The sequence below is a fragment of the Methanobrevibacter sp. genome, assembly GCF_017431965.1.
Classification (GTDB): Archaea; Methanobacteriota; Methanobacteria; order Methanobacteriales; family Methanobacteriaceae; genus Methanocatella.
In genome coordinates, this window is sequence record NZ_JAFRKB010000030.1 from 1 (window position 1) to 15,506 (window position 15,506).

A 15,506-nucleotide genomic window follows, 5' to 3' on the forward strand; every position below is an offset into this window, starting at 1 on the left:
TAATCGATGTGAAATTTCAAGTGTAAATCTGAATAAAAAATAATCAGATTATTTTAAGAGATTCTAAGTAAAAATAGAAATAAAAATAGGTTTTAAAAATTTTTTTGTAAAAATCAAATAGGATTTCTACAAAGCCAAATTAATGAAACAACAACAATTGGTTAAATTTGTTTAATGCCATATCTGTAAAATCAGATATTAAATTTTCTTAAAGTGTCATTACAATTAGTAAAATAAAAATCATTAATAAGTGTTGCCTATAAAAATTTTGAATATTTTTCATTTTAAAGATAATTATTTATCTAATCATTATCAAAATACTAGTATATATTAAAATTATTAATAGTGAGTATTATGAAAAAAATATTATTGATTTTAACAATAATTCTTGCCGCATCATTGATGATTTGCGGTGTGAGTGCAGGAGGGTTTTTTGATTTTTTTGAAGACACTGCATCGGATAATGTAGATGATGGCAAATTTGTAGTTGGTTTTAACCCTGAATTTCCACCATTCACTTACAAGGATGATAATGGTAATTATACAGGTTTTGATTTGGAATTAGCACAGGAAGTGGCCAGAAGAAATAATTGGACTTTTGTAGCTCAACCCATTATTGATTGGAACAGTAAGGAAGTAGAGCTTAATTCCAATGAAATTGATTGTATTTGGAGCGAATTTACTATTGATGGCAGAGAATCCAATTACACCTGGTCCGACCCGTACTTCAATAATTCCCAAGTAATTGTTGTAAAAAGCGATTCTGGAATAAACGCTCCAAGCGATTTGAAAGGAAAAAACGTTGAAGTCCAGGAAGGAAGTTCTGCACTGCACTGTCTTGAGGAACATAATGAAAGCTTAAAAAATACTTTCGCGCAATTAACTCAAATTAAAGAATACAATACAGGATTCATGGATTTGGAATCCGGTGTTTGTGATGCGGTTATTGCGGATGTGGGAATAGCAAATTATCATATTGACGGAAAATTCAACAGTTACAATTTTAAAATCCTTGATGAACCGTTAACATATGAACAATACGGCATAGGATTTAAAAAGGGAAACACTGAACTGAAAGATCAGGTTCAAAAAACTCTAGATGAAATGTTTAAAGATGGAACTGTTGATAAAATCGCTCAGAAATATAGTGATTATGGCATTCCTCAAGGATTAATGCGTAAGTAGCTATTTAAATTACTTTATTTGAATTTAGAATATTAGTTAACTATTATTAAATAGGAGTAGCAATGAAATGCTCTATTAAGGATTGATTAACATGGATAAGCAAACAAAAGAGCGTTTGGGTGAAATTAGGCAAGCTATAAAAAAATATGGCTTCGATGAAATTTTAGGTCAAACCGCAAAAAGCAAGATAAGCAGAAAAGACGATGATGAGGTATCTAATCCTTTATTGGACGATGAGATCCCTTTAAAATTAAGATTAATGCTTCAGGAATTGGGAACTACTTTCATTAAATTGGGGCAACTGTTAAGTACAAGGCCGGATATAGTCGGTGAAAAAATTGCAAACGAATTAGCTAATCTGCAGGATGATAATCCTGCCATATCTTATGACAAAGTTAAAGCAATAGTCGAAGGCGAACTTCATGGAAACATTGACGATTTATTCGAAGATTTTTCACATGAACATTTGGCTACTGCATCAATAGGTCAGGTTCATGAAGCTAAATTGGTTACTGGTGAGAGAGTTGCAGTTAAAGTGCAAAAAGAAGGCATAACTGATAAAATTGACCTTGATTTAAGGATAATGAAATATGTTGCCAATCGTGCCGATAAATTGAATTCCAATCTTAGAAACTTAAATTTGCCTGGAATCATGGAAGAATTCGATCGCTCAATTCACAAGGAAATTGATTATAACAACGAATTCATGAATATGCAACGCATTGAAATGAATTTTGTTGATAATCCTTATATACATATTCCGGCTACTTATTCCGAGTATTGTTCATCAAAAGTTTTAACAATGGAATTTATAGACGGCACAAAGTTAAATGATGTTTATGCAAGTGATGGCGAAGAATTCGACAAAAAACTTTTGGCAAAGAATATTCTTGATTCCTATCTCCAACAACTGTTCATTGACGGTTTCTTCCATGGAGATCCCCATCCTGGAAACATAATGATTTTAGAAGATAATGTAGTATGTTATCTTGATTTGGGTATGATGGGATTCTTTGACGAACAATTTAAAAAGGACCTTTCTGAAGCAGTGATATTGTTGGTTGACCAAGATGTTGAAGGATTAATAAATCAATTAATGTACATGGATATTCTAGACTATGATGTCGATACAAGAACCTTAAAAAGAGACTTGAATGATTTATTCGCAAGATATTTCGGTGTCGAACTCAATCGGTTCAATGGAATTTTAGAAGAACTGCTTAGCCTTATGAAAGAATATGGTGTTATTCTTCCAAATGAACTGGTTACTATGGCAAGAGGGATATCAATGGTTGAAGCTATTGCACAGAATTTAGACCCGGAAATCGATATTTTCGCATCAGTTAAACCAGTTGCCAAACAAATTGCTAGAGAAAGAATCAATCCTAAACAGTTTTTGAGGAGTAAGAAGAGTAATATAATTTTATATGAACATATGCTTCAGGCCTTACCGAAACTCCTTACAAGGACCATTCACAAGATCGACAATGAGGAATTAAAATTCAAGTTTGAAGTTGACATTAATGATAAGGTTTCAATTGTTGCATTGATTTGCGCACTTCTGATAGGTTCTTCAATCGTTTCTTTTGGACCAATGATCTTTGACATGCCTGTAATTTCTTTAATGGGTTATATAATAGCAATAATTTTAAGCATTATGGGTATCAAGAAATTTGTGTTGTAATAGGTTTGAAATGCCTCGAGCTTTGAAGCTTGAGGATTCTTACTATTATGATTTAAAAATTGAAAAAAAGATAAGTTTTTAACTTATCTTAATTTTTTGATGCGATGACCGCATTTTTGATTCCAAATGGCGGAACTTCAATGTTAAAATTCGAATTTTTGATTATTGCTTCAATTCCCTTCCGCCCACCAGGAAGATAGTTATAAGTGCTTTTTGGAATAATGACCAATCCGCCAATTTTAATGTATGAAAACAGTTCGATAATTATTCTCACCGTTTGTTCGCTGTCCATGTTAATCAGACTCTTATTTAAATTGACAATGATATAATCAAAATGCCCATGTAATCTGTGGATATTTTCCAAAGTGATTTGCAAAATATTAATGTCACTCACATCTTGATCGGTTATCAGTAAGCCATTTCCATATTTTTCTATAGGTTTGACGAGATTTTGAAGTCTATTGATGATTTGCTTTTCATTTATCTTGCTGTTTTCATTAGTTTCCATGTTTAAAATCAATTCGAATGCATTTTTCTCAACGCTTCTTAAGAATTCAATATCTTCTGTGACGGCATTTGCATCTTTATTGGCTAAAAAAACTACACCGCATGTTGTGTTTAAATCTTCAGTTTTAACAAACAGTTCGGTTTCTTTTATATTGTGCAATGTACTGTCATAGTAGCTGTTTAATTTGGGGGTCATGTTCATTATCGGAACGGATTTTGCCAGTATATCTTCCGGAGCAATGAATAATTTTACAGCCCCATATCCGGGAAGTCTATATTTCTGTTTTCTTTGTTCTTTAAATCGTTCAGGATTTAAATAGGAATCCAGGATGGAATCTGTGTCGTGCTGGCCGAAAATCATATCCAGATATTCTGCTTTCATGCTTAAACCAGCCGGGCGACAATTTACTTCAATCAACACAGGTCCTTTTTCATCAATCATGAATTCACCGTGAACAGGACCATATTCTATTCCGATTGTGCGAACCACGTCATATGCATATTCCACCATTTCAACTTCGCCAAGGGTTAAATTACTGACGGATTTGATGGTATCATAAACTATGGCTCCTTCCGGGGTTTTGATTTTTTCATATTTCCACATTGAAATTAAGCGGGGAATGCCCTCACAGGATGTGGTGTTTACAATATATTCCTCGCCGTTAATGCGTTCCTGAACTAAAAGTTCAGTGTTTTCATCACCATATGCGTTGTTTTTGTTAAAGATTTCTTTTAAAGAATCAATCATTTCCTGTTTGTTTAGACAGATGCGCACACCAACGGAACAAAAACTGTAAACAGGTTTAACAACGACCTCTTTTAGTGATTGTGAGTCATAAAATTCAACAGCTTCATCGATTGAAGTAACCACTTTTCCCTTAATGTGTCTAAGGCCGGCTTCAGCAAGCCGTTCATGCATCTTATCTTTCAGAGTCATTGCTTCCAGATTTTCTATAGGGGTGCCTAAAAGCCCCAAATCATTTGATAATCTAGTTGTTAAAACAACACCGTGTTCGCTTCCGGCCACTATTAGTAAAGGATTTAATTCGCGAATCATCTCCAGAGTTTCGCTATATGTGTTCTGTTCAAATACAAGATCATATTCATATTCGATTCGGTCATAATTACTTTGCATTTTCTGTTTATATGCTTCTGCATCGGCTTCACCAGGCTGTAATTCTAGTATGACAGGATTATGGCCTCTATTAACAATATCTTCAATATAATTGACCCCTGATGAAATGCAGTCAACAACTACAATGTTTCTCATAAGTTTTGCCTCCACATTATTGATTTTTTAATTTTCCATGATAATTAATATGATTATAGTTTTTTTTTAACATTAACTTAACTTTTTTTCATTGTTTTAAATTCTATTATTTCAAATATTCTTTTGATGCTTGAAAAGGAAGTTTCAAGAGGAATTAATAATGCACTTACTTTTTTAATCGGTTTTGTCAATAATTGTCCGTAAAGGATAATCGCCAATAGGGTTCCTAACTGTATTTCATGAGTTGCCAAAAAGTAAACGCCTATGATATAAACGGTAATGTTACTCAGGTTTGTTAAAAAGGTTGTAATTGGCAATATTGCATTGGAAATGTTTCTTGATTTGATATAATGGCGGGTCACTATTTGATTGATTATCTCAAATCCTTTTTCATGGTATTGGCTTCGATTTTTCAGACTTCTTTCAAAAAAGCTCATCATCAGCCCTAAATTTCTTTGATGGTCTTCATATAGCTTTTTGGATTTGAGGTCACTGTAATAAAAGCAGACAACATAGACAGGCAATGCAACCAGATATATTAACCCCAATCTCCAGTCTGTTGTTAAAATAAGAACGATTACAAAAAGTATGGATAGGAATTGTGCAAATATTTCAGTAATGTCCATTGTAATGAACTCTCTGATGTTCATCAAATCATTATTCAGCCTGGATAGGAAGTGTCCTTTTGAATTTTTATGGATAAATGCCGAATCAATAGTTTCCAGCTTATCAAACAGCTCTATTCTTAAATTATAAGCTATTTTTTCACTAACAAAAGCCATGGATCTCCTTGAAGGTAATTTTAACAGATAACCGATGGAATATAATGCAAACAATAATGCAATATTGGTGAAAATGGCAGGATTGCTGGATAAGTCCTGATTAAGCAGGATTAAATCGATTATGTTTCCCGCAATTTTAGGGGCATAGACAATACATAATGTAGATACTGTAAGTAAAATCATTGAAATTATTACAGGAGTCCTATGCTGATTCAGTATCCTATTGAATTTTTGGGCGATTCTTTTTCTATCGACCAGGGTGTTTTTATAATCTTTTTCGATGTCTTTTTTAACAATCTCGATTCTTTCTGAAGTTTTTTTATTTTTTATTATTTTGTCTTCAAGGTTTAAAACTTCCTCTAAACGCACGGAAGTGGCATATGAACGTGGCCACAGTTCAATCATTGTCGGAATAACTACCAATGTGGTCATAAAGTACAATATATATTGTATGATGACTACTGAATCAAATGCACTATTAACCTCAAAACCAATTGTGTATCCGAAGCTCATCATTGCCAATAAAATCACAAGGATAACATCTAAAACCAGCAATAGCACCGGTCCGAGGTAATATTGGCTTAACTGATATTCAATATTTTTATTATAGGAATCTTCACATGCTTTTTCAAATTCAGCGCGGTATTCCTCTTTTTTAAAGGGAATATTATTGGTTATGTTGTTAATTTTTGATAGGAACAATAAGTTTAGCTTTCCGTATGTCTTTTTAGCTTTAAAGAATATTTCTGTAATTTGTTTTAGTCTCAAAATTAAAATTATTGTGAGTATAATGATTACTGCTGCAAATAATGCAGCAAAGGTCTTATCAATCAGGGATATTTCAAATACAATTCCTATAAATACGAATGGTATTATGATGAAATGTTTTAGCAGTAGCATTATAAATCCCTGTTCGGAATATATTCCTCTGGTTGACCTAGTAATCAGGCCTGTGATTTTGAATTTGTTTATTTCATCATCAGGAAGGTTCATCAGGATATGGAAGACTTTTTCACGTGTGTTGTATGCGGCTTTTGAAGATACCCTGGTTGAGAGATAGGAAATGGCGTAAATGGTAATCATTGAAAGTATGGTTAACATCAGCATTGTTTCGGCATCATCAAAAAGCAAATCCATTTTTTGATTTTCAACATCAATTAAAGCGTAACTAAACAGATTAATAATTTCTATTTGAAAAAAATGTTTGAAGGATTATCAGCACAAAAATAACTGATATTGTCTTCCATTGGGACTTTAATGCGAACTTCAGAAATTTCTTCATGTAAATAATTTAATTTTTAAAATTAATATATTTTAACAAGCATTACATCATTTTCAGTTTCTAATTGAAGCTTCCCTGTTTGAAGAAATGGGGGAATTCTTGCACGCACATGTTATTTAAATCACTTACTGACAATATCTTTTATCACTTCGCCGGCAATGATTAATCCCGCAACGGACGGCACAAATGAAACGCTGCCCTTCACTTTGAATTTCTTATTATCCTGATTTATGGCACAGTCATTGGTGTTGATTGGATGTTCCTTGGAATAGACTACCTTTAATTTTTCGATATTTCTCTTTCTTAAATCTTTTTTCATTATTCTGGCAAGCGGGCACACTGATGTCTCATAAATGTCGGCCACTTCAAACATTGTAGCATCCAATTTGTTGCCGGTTCCCATTGAAGAGATGACTGGAACATCAAGGGAATCGCATTTGCATATGATTGCAATCTTGGCCATTATTGTATCCACACAGTCAACGGCATAGGAGAGGTCTTCGGTAATAATGTCTGTCTGTGAGTCCGCCATGTAAAATTCCTTATAGATTTCAACGTTTGCATCCGGATTGATTTCAAGAATTCTTTCCTTCATCAAATCAACTTTGCATTTGCCTACAGTTTTTACTGTTGCAATCAGCTGCCGGTTGATATTGCTTTCATCTATCTTGTCATAGTCCACTAAAATGAAATTGCCTATTCCGCTTCGGGCAAGTCCTTCACAAACAAATGAGCCCACGCCCCCAATACCAAATATCGCGACTTTAGCGTTTTTTAATTTTTCCATTCCTTCATTTCCAATCAACATTTCTGTTCTTGAAAACTTCTCATCCATATCCGTTCACCAAAAAATTTAATTTAATTTAATTATTTATATAATAATTGGAATCGTAACAATAAAAACTTATGTAAATGAATTTTTATACAGAATACTCTTTTAAAATGAGGATTTTTCATGATAATAGATACACATTGTCACATTTATTATAGTGAAATGGAAAATGCAGAGGAAATAATTAGGAAAGCTGCAGAAAATGACATACATGTAATACTGAATGGCACAGACCCCCAAAGCAACGAGGAAGTGCTGGAATTGGCAGGAAAATATGAAAATGTTCATGCCGCTTTAGGATATTTATATTCATTTGCAGATGAGGTAACGGAGGAAGACATTTGTCTTTTGGATGAACAGCTCAGCAGTGATAATGTAATCGCAGTAGGTGAGATAGGTCTTGATTATTACCATACAAAAGAAAATAAGGATAGGCAAAAGAATTTGTTTGAAAAGATGTTGGATCTTGCAAAAAAGCATGATTTGCCGGTAATAGTACATTCCAGAAAATCAATGCAGGATACATTTGACATATTGAAAAGGCATGATGTTGTGGGATCAATGCACTGCTATCAAGGTTCGGCCGAAATGGCACAGGAGTTCATTAAGTTAGGTTTTTATATAGGAATCGCCGGACCGGTCACTCACACCAACAATAAGAAAATAAGAAAAACAGTTAAAGAAATTGACATTAGTCATATGCTTGTTGAAACTGATTCGCCGTATTTGACCCCTCAGGAAAAGAGGGGAGAAAGGAATACATCACTAAACCTGAAATATGTAATAAGAAAAATAGCCGATGAATTGGATTTGACTGAAAAGGAAGTCACGGAAATAACCACGGCAAATGCAAGAAGACTATTTCAAATATAAAATGAACTAATTATTTTGTTTTAAACGAACAGTTCGTATTTATTAACTTTATTTTATTTCAAAATGTTTAATTTTTCTATAAGTTTTTTATACAATTTTATAATTTTATTTTTTTAGATATATTTATTAACTAATAATTTTAAACATTAGTGTATAATAGGGGGATAAATTATGAAAGAACAGAAACCCATCCAAATATTTTCAAATTTTAATGAAAATATTGGTGTCAACGTTATCAAAAGTCCGGTCAAGTTAACAATTTTGGAGATGCTTAGAGATAGTGATATGGAATTTGATGAAATCGTAAATAACACTGGAAAATCCAAATCAACCGTTTCAGTGCATTTAAAAAGTTTAAGGGAAAGCGGAATTATTTCTTATAGAGTTCATCCTGTTGATAATAGAAAGAAAATATTTTATTTAAATTCCAAATATTTAGGTTCTGTCAATCCGACAGAGTCAAAAGAAATTAAGGAAACCCAAGCCGATTATTTGGTTGAAAATCTCATTGATGAGGATGCAGAATTCTCAACAGTATTATTCCATACTTTAAAGTCAATGTTAATACAGGAGGGAATAAATATTGACCCTATTTTACAATCAACCGGTAATAGCATTGGAAAGTCTATTTTTGGAAGGGTTTATGATGATGATTTGGATATTTTCATAGAAAATATCACAGAATTTTGGCAAGCTAAAGGTTTGGGTAGGGTTTCATTCGAATTAGGTCAGATTATTAAAATTACAACCTTTGATTGTTTCGAATGTGAATTGCTTCCGAAAACCGGAAAACCTGCCTGTTTTTTAGACACAGGAATATTTGAAGCGTTATTCACAGAATTCTTCAATATGCCCGTTAGTGTAATTGAAACACAATGTTACACCATGGGAGATGAAAAATGTGTTTTTGAGATAGAGCCTTTGCCTATTAAAAACTATTAATCATCTTTAAATTTTATAATTGTTGTTGTAAGATAAGGTTTTTCATTTGAAAAGCCTTCAATTATCTTTTCATTTTCCCTAGTGCAGTTTTGAACAGAATATATTTCTTTTGGCCTATTTTTTTCTTCAATTGTAGCTTCTAGTTTGGTGGTATTTCTTGAAGCTTTCATCAGTACAATGGAATCACTATAGTCCAATACTTCATCTAATCTGTCGTCGATTTTCGGAACAATTGTTAGAATTTCGTTTTGCTCAACAAGCGCTTCATTTTTTGTTGCGGCACAGGCAGTAAATGAAGTGATGCCGGGGATAGTTTCAATTTCATATTTTCCGATTAATTTTTTTTGCACATATGAATATGTACTGAATATTGAACTGTCTCCAAGAGTTATAAACGCAACGTCTCTTCCGCTGTCCAAATATTGAGCAATCATTTCAGATGCACTTGTCCATACTTTTTCAAGTTCATCCTTATCTTCAATCATAGGGAATATTGGAGCAACAATCATTAATCTCTTATAGTCTTTTCTTTTTTCAAGTATTGGTTTAACAATGGATAATGCAATGCTATCCTTTTCTTTTGAGGATTTTGGTGAGAAAATAACTGGGACTGTTTCTAAAACTTTCGCCGCTTTTAAAGTAAGTAATTCTGTATCTCCCGGTCCAACACCAATTCCAATCAATTTTCCTTTTCCTGCCATATAATCACTTTATTTAATAGCTATTTGATTCAATTTTTATTTTTCAAATGCTCTTCCTATAATTTATTTATAGTATATTAACTAATATAATCTTAATGTCTAATTCTATTTTTTGTCCAAATTGTGGTATGCTTAAAAGTAACTGTACTTGCGGAATAAGCGATAAGAAGAAATCTGAAGGTCCAACTAATTTGTTTAGTTTTTCTAAAAAGATCACTTCATCAATTTTAGATGATGAGATTCCAGAGGTTTATTCAGTTGATAATCATAAGTTAGATGAGGGTACTTCAGCATATCTAAAGGAAATTTATCCTCACATTGACGAGGATATAATTGAAAATTTTCCATTTGAAGAGCCTAGACTAGGTCAACTGGACATCATTCAAGACATTAACGATGCAATAAGGAAAGGATTTAAATATATCATATTGGAAGCCGGCACAGGTACCGGCAAATCCGCAATTGCAACCACTCTAGCAAAAATGTATGAATCAGCATATATCCTGACAATGACCAAGCAATTGCAATCCCAGTATTCGGATGAGTTTGAATTTCCATTAGTTAAGGGCAGAGGCAATTTCGCATGCTTGAATGATAATTTGGAAAGCACTTGCGACATGGGTACATGTAAGACAACACCAACAAACAGCAAGTTCTTCTGCCAGTATGGCGTTGCCAAAAATCCGACATTAGATGCCGAATTGGCTTTTGAAGATTCTTTTGGAGGAACTGTATTTTACCAATCTGGAAGTCACTGTCATTATTGGAATCAAAAAGCCAATGCAATCAATTCTCCAATCACATTAATGAATTATGATTATGCAATTGTTGAGCTGAATTATGTAAAGCATTTTGGGACCCGTTCCCTATTGATTTTAGACGAAGCTCATAACATTGAAAATAAGCTGATGGCAACCATGGAAGTCACGTTATATAATAGGGTTCTTGAAAAGGATATAAGCAAGGTAATATCTAAGGAAACTTTGAAGGATGGCGAGCTTGAAGACTGGAAAATGGAAATTGAAGCCATTTGTGAAAGTTATGAAGATATTGATTTAAAGGAAGTAACAAAAAATAAGGCAGATAGAATCAGATCCACAATTTATAGGTTGAAGACCCTTAGAAATAATCTGGAAAAGGAACCTAAAAATTGGGTTATTGACACTGATGATTTTGGCGTTACATTTAAGCCATTACGAGTTCATCATTATGCTAAAGACAATTTATTGAAGTATGGGGATATTGTTATTTTTATGAGTGCTACCATACTTTCCCATAAAATGTTTTCTAAATGGTTAGGTTTAAACCCTGCTGAAGTTTATCATATTAAGGTTGACAGTCCTTTTACCAAAGAAAAAAGGCCTATTATTCTTAACTTGGCTGGAAAAATGTCTGCAAACAGGATAAAAAATACCGCCCCTAAAACAATCCCTATCCTGCAGGAAATATTAAAAAAGCATGAGGGTGATAAAGGGCTGATTCACACTCACAGCTATAAATGCCAGCAATATATTACAAATAATTTGCACAATTCAAGACTAATTTCACACACTTCACAGAATAGGGAACAAATCTTAAATTTCTTTGAAAAAGATGAAAATCCTTTGGTTTTAGTTTCACCATCCATGAGTGAAGGTGTTGATTTGCCATATGACAAATGCAGATTCCAAATTATCTACAAAATACCATTCCCTTATCTGGGCGATAAGCAGGTGAATATGAGAATGAAAAGGGATAAAAAATGGTATGCCTATAAGACTGTAATGACACTTATGCAGGCATACGGACGTGGAATGCGTGCGGAAGATGACTCCTGTTACACTTACATAATTGACAGTGATATTAACATGCTATTTAAAAGTCCGATGTATAGGTCTTTAATACCTGACTTTTTCAAAGAGGCAATAGTTAGAGTTAAAAATTAACGGACCTGGAGGGATTTGAACCCCCGATCTCAGGATCCGAAGTCCTGCGTCATTCCTGACTAGACTACAGGCCCAAAAAAATTAAAATAAAGAAGTTATTCGTCTTTTTTCTCTTCTTGTGAATCGACAGAGATTATAGGAATATCTTCAATATTTTCAACTTCTGCGAAAATATCATCAATAGACTCGCTGTCCAGAACTGCTTTTTCATATTCAATTTCTTCAATTTCCTCAGCAGTCAAACCTTTTTTTTCTTCAGGTTTTTCACGGGCAGGTGGTATGTCGTCGATATTTTCTTCAATTGGTGCGGTTTTGGGTTTAGAAATAGTTTTTGGTTTTTTAAGGTTATTTTTCAATTCATCAAAATTAAATTCTCCGATTTTGTAGGATTCCTTGTCTAATGGGATATTGCTTTTAGGGATAATATTTTCATCCTCTTTTTCTGCATTTTCAACATCCTCATCATTTTGAATGGAATCGATACTTGTTGTTATAGCAGACAGAGGATTTTTAAATCCTATTACTCTGTATAATCCATAAATTAACAATAATAATCCTATAATTAAGAAAATAACAACTATAAAACTATTTTCACCAGAAATCACGTTGTCCACAATTTTATCGCTGCGTGATTGGAAAGTAATTGCAGCAAGGACAATAAAAATCAATCCTAAAATAGTGCTTATTAGTCCAATTACTGGGGTTCTACCAATTTTAGCATTGAATATCGCATCGAAACCTTCACTTATTTCACCAGCAAACTCATCACCAAAGTCATCTGAAAATTCATCAGATTCTAATTCTTCTTCTGAACTTTCTTCTGATTCATCCGGCGTTTTAATAATGAAGTTTTCATCGATATTGTTCTCTTCTAAATTAATGGCATTGCTTTCTTCATCTCCAGGGTGATAAATAAATTCGTCATCGATTTCTAATTCATCATATTTTTCGGTGCTTTCGTTAAGATAATCAATTAATTCGCTATCTTCTTCAATATCATCAAAAATATGTTCCTCTTTAGAATCTTCTTTGACATTATTAATCATTTCTTTGAGATTTGAAATTCTATGCTCTTTTTCTTTAGAATCTTTCATGAAATAACCTCAGTGGTAGGCTCTCCAGGTATGTTTACATTTGGCACATGTAAAGATACGGGTAGGTGCTTCATCAGCACTACGGGTTTGTTTTAATTCATAATAAGCTTCATCATGTCCGCATTCAGGACAAGTCTCTTTTATAGTTGAACGCATGTCAACATCTTCACCGAGCATTTTAACATTATCAGATTCGTTAAGTTCTCCATCTAGTTTATATTCGTCATTATCTGATAAATCTTTTACATAATTGCAGGAATTACATTTTAGTATTCCATCTTTTGGAAGTAACATTGCTCCACATTCGGGACAAAATTCCATTTAACTCCTCCTTGATAAAATATTAATCACTTATATTAATGTAATTTTTTTTTTAAATTATTTAAATATATACCTTAAAAATCATTTTTAGCTTTATTTAAACAATCTTTTATAATTTTCGCATGGTCGAAAGCAATATTGATTTCATCTAATTTTTCCTGTGAAAATACATCAATTTCTTTCGCATCACTTTCAGCTTTCATATCAGACATGTTTCCTTTGGCAATATAAGCTACTGTGACGGTATGTCCACGTGGATCTCTATCAGGCTGGGAATAAACATTAACCAAATCTTTAAGCTCAACGTCAATGTTTGTTTCCTCTTTTGCCTCCCTTATTGCCGCGGTTTCAACACTTTCACCGTATTCAACAAATCCTCCAGGCAAAGCCCAACAATCTTTATAGGGATCGTTTTTTCGCTTAATCAAAATAAAATTAAAGTCATCATCAAAAATAAAAATATCGGTAGTTAGTGAAGGAATCTTGTATTTAGTCATTTAACCACAATAAAAAATAATAAGGAAGCTATAAAGCTTCATCAACAAGTTTTTTAAATTCAGAACTTTCTTTTTGAAGTTCTTCTGCTGCTTGTTTTAAGACTATTCTTGGTCTTTTTCCTCTTTTTGTTTTGATGGTCATTTCTGGTTTTCCGGTAAGAGGGTGATCAATATTATAAACAGCATATTCAACATCAGGGTTTTGCATTAAAATATGCCTAAGTGCGTTAAAAACACCATGGCTTTCATCTTCAACACTAAATGTTAATTCTAATGTTTTTTCTTCAATAATTTTAAAATTTTCATCCATTCTATCAACCTTACTTATTAATTAACATAGTTTTTAGATACTTTTCTTCTTTCTTTTTTGTTACAGGTATTACATTGTACTTCATTGTCTTTTTGGGTTGTATGCATGTAATCTCTGCAGCGAGTACACATAGCTTTTAAAACTCCACAATCATCATCTACAGTACCTAAATCAACATTATCTCCTGTAATTTTAACAACTTTTGCCTGTACAATATCTCCTATTCTAAAAGCATCAGACAATTTTTCTAGATAATCTTTTTTTGCTTGTGATATGTGGATTGCACCCATATATGGTAATGCTAATGGCCTTGCATTGTCTTTTATGCATTCTATATTTACATTAGCTCTTTGAGGTTTGATATCAGTTATTTGTCCATAGACAATATCCCCTATTTTTAATAGGGCGGGTTTTGCATCAGATTCAACAGATATGACCTTCATTTTTTGATTAATTTTAACATTACCAAGTACTGATGATTTAATTTCACCATTGTCATCGTAAGTACCTTCTCCTGGAAGATATTGTTCTATAATTCCTAATTTATCTCCAGGCATTACAATTTTTTCATCTTCTATACTCATATTAAAATCACCAAAATAAAGATTTAATAAAAATTTTTATTTAATACAATAACTTTATTTATATTACTATTTAAATTATTGTATCTTTCATTTCTGTTAAATTAAATTTACTTTCTAACATTTTTTTTATCTAGAAATGTCTTTGAAAAATCGGCTGATTACTTTTTTCAAAATTTTTATTTATTTTAATGAAAATAAATTATTATAACTATAAAGTTAATTTTAGAATTACAGTAATACTACACATTACAAAAAAACTGGGACATGAAATAGTTGACCTATTCAAAAACAATAGTCAATAGGGGATATTAATGGAAAATCTTGTAGATGATATTTTTGAGATGGACTGCAATGAATTAATGTATTTCGAGATGCCTATTGGTAAACAATTTGGATTGTGCATTCATCACAAAAATGTAAAATATGAATTTCTAATTAATATTAAACCTGATAGCGACAGATTAATTGTTTTAAGCAGTGCAGCTATTCCTAAAAATAAGAAAATTGTCGGAAAGCCTTATTTCAATAGGTGGTCCTGGGAATATAATGAATCTTATATTTGTTATAATGACCCTACACTTTATCTGCATCCTGAGCTTCTTGGAGGTTGGGGCGTTGGCGATGAAGACAATTATTAGCTGGAAAAAATCAAGGATATCCTTGCAATTATTGCCAGGAAAATTTCCGTTTCCAGCGAGAATATTCTTTTTTATGGCA

Annotated in this window: 15 protein-coding genes and 1 tRNA gene; 6 read left to right on the forward strand and 10 right to left on the reverse strand. The window is 32.6% G+C overall.

Annotated elements, in window-relative coordinates:
- Nucleotides 1–351 precede the first annotated feature (351 nt).
- Nucleotides 352–1,185 (forward strand): amino acid ABC transporter substrate-binding protein, encoded by an 834-nt coding sequence (locus IJI93_RS03425; protein ID WP_292820078.1) that lies wholly within the window; start codon nucleotides 352–354, stop codon nucleotides 1,183–1,185.
- Between the two features lie 91 nt (nucleotides 1,186–1,276).
- Nucleotides 1,277–2,869 (forward strand): AarF/ABC1/UbiB kinase family protein, encoded by a 1,593-nt coding sequence (locus tag IJI93_RS03430; protein ID WP_292819988.1) that lies wholly within the window; start codon nucleotides 1,277–1,279, stop codon nucleotides 2,867–2,869.
- An 88-nt stretch (nucleotides 2,870–2,957) separates the two neighbouring features.
- Here the strand turns inward: IJI93_RS03430 and IJI93_RS03435 are convergent, their stop codons facing one another.
- The 3 genes from IJI93_RS03435 to IJI93_RS03445 form a co-directional block, all read right to left on the reverse strand.
- Nucleotides 2,958–4,646 carry an ATP-grasp domain-containing protein gene (locus IJI93_RS03435; protein WP_292819991.1) on the reverse strand — a complete coding sequence of 563 codons (1,689 nt, stop codon included), beginning with the start codon at nucleotides 4,644–4,646 and terminating at the stop codon, nucleotides 2,958–2,960.
- 77 nt (nucleotides 4,647–4,723) lie between these two features.
- Nucleotides 4,724–6,565 (reverse strand): ABC transporter transmembrane domain-containing protein, encoded by a 1,842-nt coding sequence (locus IJI93_RS03440; RefSeq protein WP_292819994.1) that lies wholly within the window; start codon nucleotides 6,563–6,565, stop codon nucleotides 4,724–4,726.
- 266 nt (nucleotides 6,566–6,831) lie between these two features.
- Nucleotides 6,832–7,545, reverse strand: coding sequence for a tRNA threonylcarbamoyladenosine dehydratase (locus IJI93_RS03445; RefSeq protein WP_292819997.1), 714 nt, complete (start codon nucleotides 7,543–7,545; stop codon nucleotides 6,832–6,834).
- A gap of 120 nt (nucleotides 7,546–7,665) precedes the next feature.
- Here IJI93_RS03445 and IJI93_RS03450 point away from each other — a divergent pair, with 120 nt between their 5' ends.
- Both IJI93_RS03450 and IJI93_RS03455 read left to right on the forward strand, forming a co-directional pair.
- Complete coding sequence (locus IJI93_RS03450) at nucleotides 7,666–8,415, forward strand: TatD family hydrolase (protein WP_292820000.1); 750 nt, start codon at nucleotides 7,666–7,668, stop codon at nucleotides 8,413–8,415.
- A 171-nt stretch (nucleotides 8,416–8,586) separates the two neighbouring features.
- Nucleotides 8,587–9,357 carry a V4R domain-containing protein gene (locus IJI93_RS03455; RefSeq protein WP_292820003.1) on the forward strand — a complete coding sequence of 257 codons (771 nt, stop codon included), beginning with the start codon at nucleotides 8,587–8,589 and terminating at the stop codon, nucleotides 9,355–9,357.
- Here IJI93_RS03455 and cobI read toward each other — a convergent pair.
- A complete protein-coding gene (gene cobI / locus IJI93_RS03460) occupies nucleotides 9,354–10,058 on the reverse strand; it encodes a precorrin-2 C(20)-methyltransferase (protein ID WP_292820006.1) in 705 nt (234 codons plus the stop codon). The two genes, IJI93_RS03455 and cobI, sit on opposite strands and share 4 nt — an antisense overlap.
- Nucleotides 10,059–10,153: 95 nt before the next feature.
- On the opposite strand from cobI, the gene IJI93_RS03465 reads away from it, so the two are divergent.
- Nucleotides 10,154–11,983, forward strand: a complete 1,830-nt coding sequence (locus IJI93_RS03465) for a helicase C-terminal domain-containing protein (RefSeq protein WP_292820009.1) — start codon at nucleotides 10,154–10,156, stop codon at nucleotides 11,981–11,983.
- Here IJI93_RS03465 and IJI93_RS03470 read toward each other — a convergent pair.
- From IJI93_RS03470 to IJI93_RS03495, 6 genes are all read right to left on the reverse strand, one after another.
- Nucleotides 11,984–12,057, reverse strand: a tRNA-Arg gene (locus tag IJI93_RS03470).
- 21 nt (nucleotides 12,058–12,078) lie between these two features.
- Complete coding sequence (locus tag IJI93_RS03475) at nucleotides 12,079–13,077, reverse strand: topoisomerase IV (protein WP_292820012.1); 999 nt, start codon at nucleotides 13,075–13,077, stop codon at nucleotides 12,079–12,081.
- A gap of 9 nt (nucleotides 13,078–13,086) precedes the next feature.
- Nucleotides 13,087–13,398 (reverse strand): transcription factor S, encoded by a 312-nt coding sequence (locus tag IJI93_RS03480; RefSeq protein WP_292820015.1) that lies wholly within the window; start codon nucleotides 13,396–13,398, stop codon nucleotides 13,087–13,089.
- A gap of 74 nt (nucleotides 13,399–13,472) precedes the next feature.
- Entirely contained in the window at nucleotides 13,473–13,895 is a 423-nt protein-coding gene (locus tag IJI93_RS03485; RefSeq protein ID WP_292820017.1) for an NUDIX hydrolase, read from the reverse strand.
- Nucleotides 13,896–13,923: 28 nt separating this feature from the next.
- Nucleotides 13,924–14,205 carry a DNA-directed RNA polymerase subunit L gene (locus tag IJI93_RS03490; RefSeq protein WP_292820019.1) on the reverse strand — a complete coding sequence of 94 codons (282 nt, stop codon included), beginning with the start codon at nucleotides 14,203–14,205 and terminating at the stop codon, nucleotides 13,924–13,926.
- A 17-nt stretch (nucleotides 14,206–14,222) separates the two neighbouring features.
- Nucleotides 14,223–14,789: an exosome complex RNA-binding protein Csl4 gene (locus tag IJI93_RS03495; protein WP_292820021.1), complete on the reverse strand. Its 567-nt coding sequence runs from the start codon at nucleotides 14,787–14,789 to the stop codon at nucleotides 14,223–14,225.
- A 311-nt stretch (nucleotides 14,790–15,100) separates the two neighbouring features.
- On the opposite strand from IJI93_RS03495, the gene IJI93_RS03500 reads away from it, so the two are divergent.
- A complete protein-coding gene (locus IJI93_RS03500; RefSeq protein ID WP_292820022.1) occupies nucleotides 15,101–15,427 on the forward strand; it encodes a hypothetical protein in 327 nt (108 codons plus the stop codon).
- The last annotated feature ends 79 nt before the right edge of the window (nucleotides 15,428–15,506 follow it).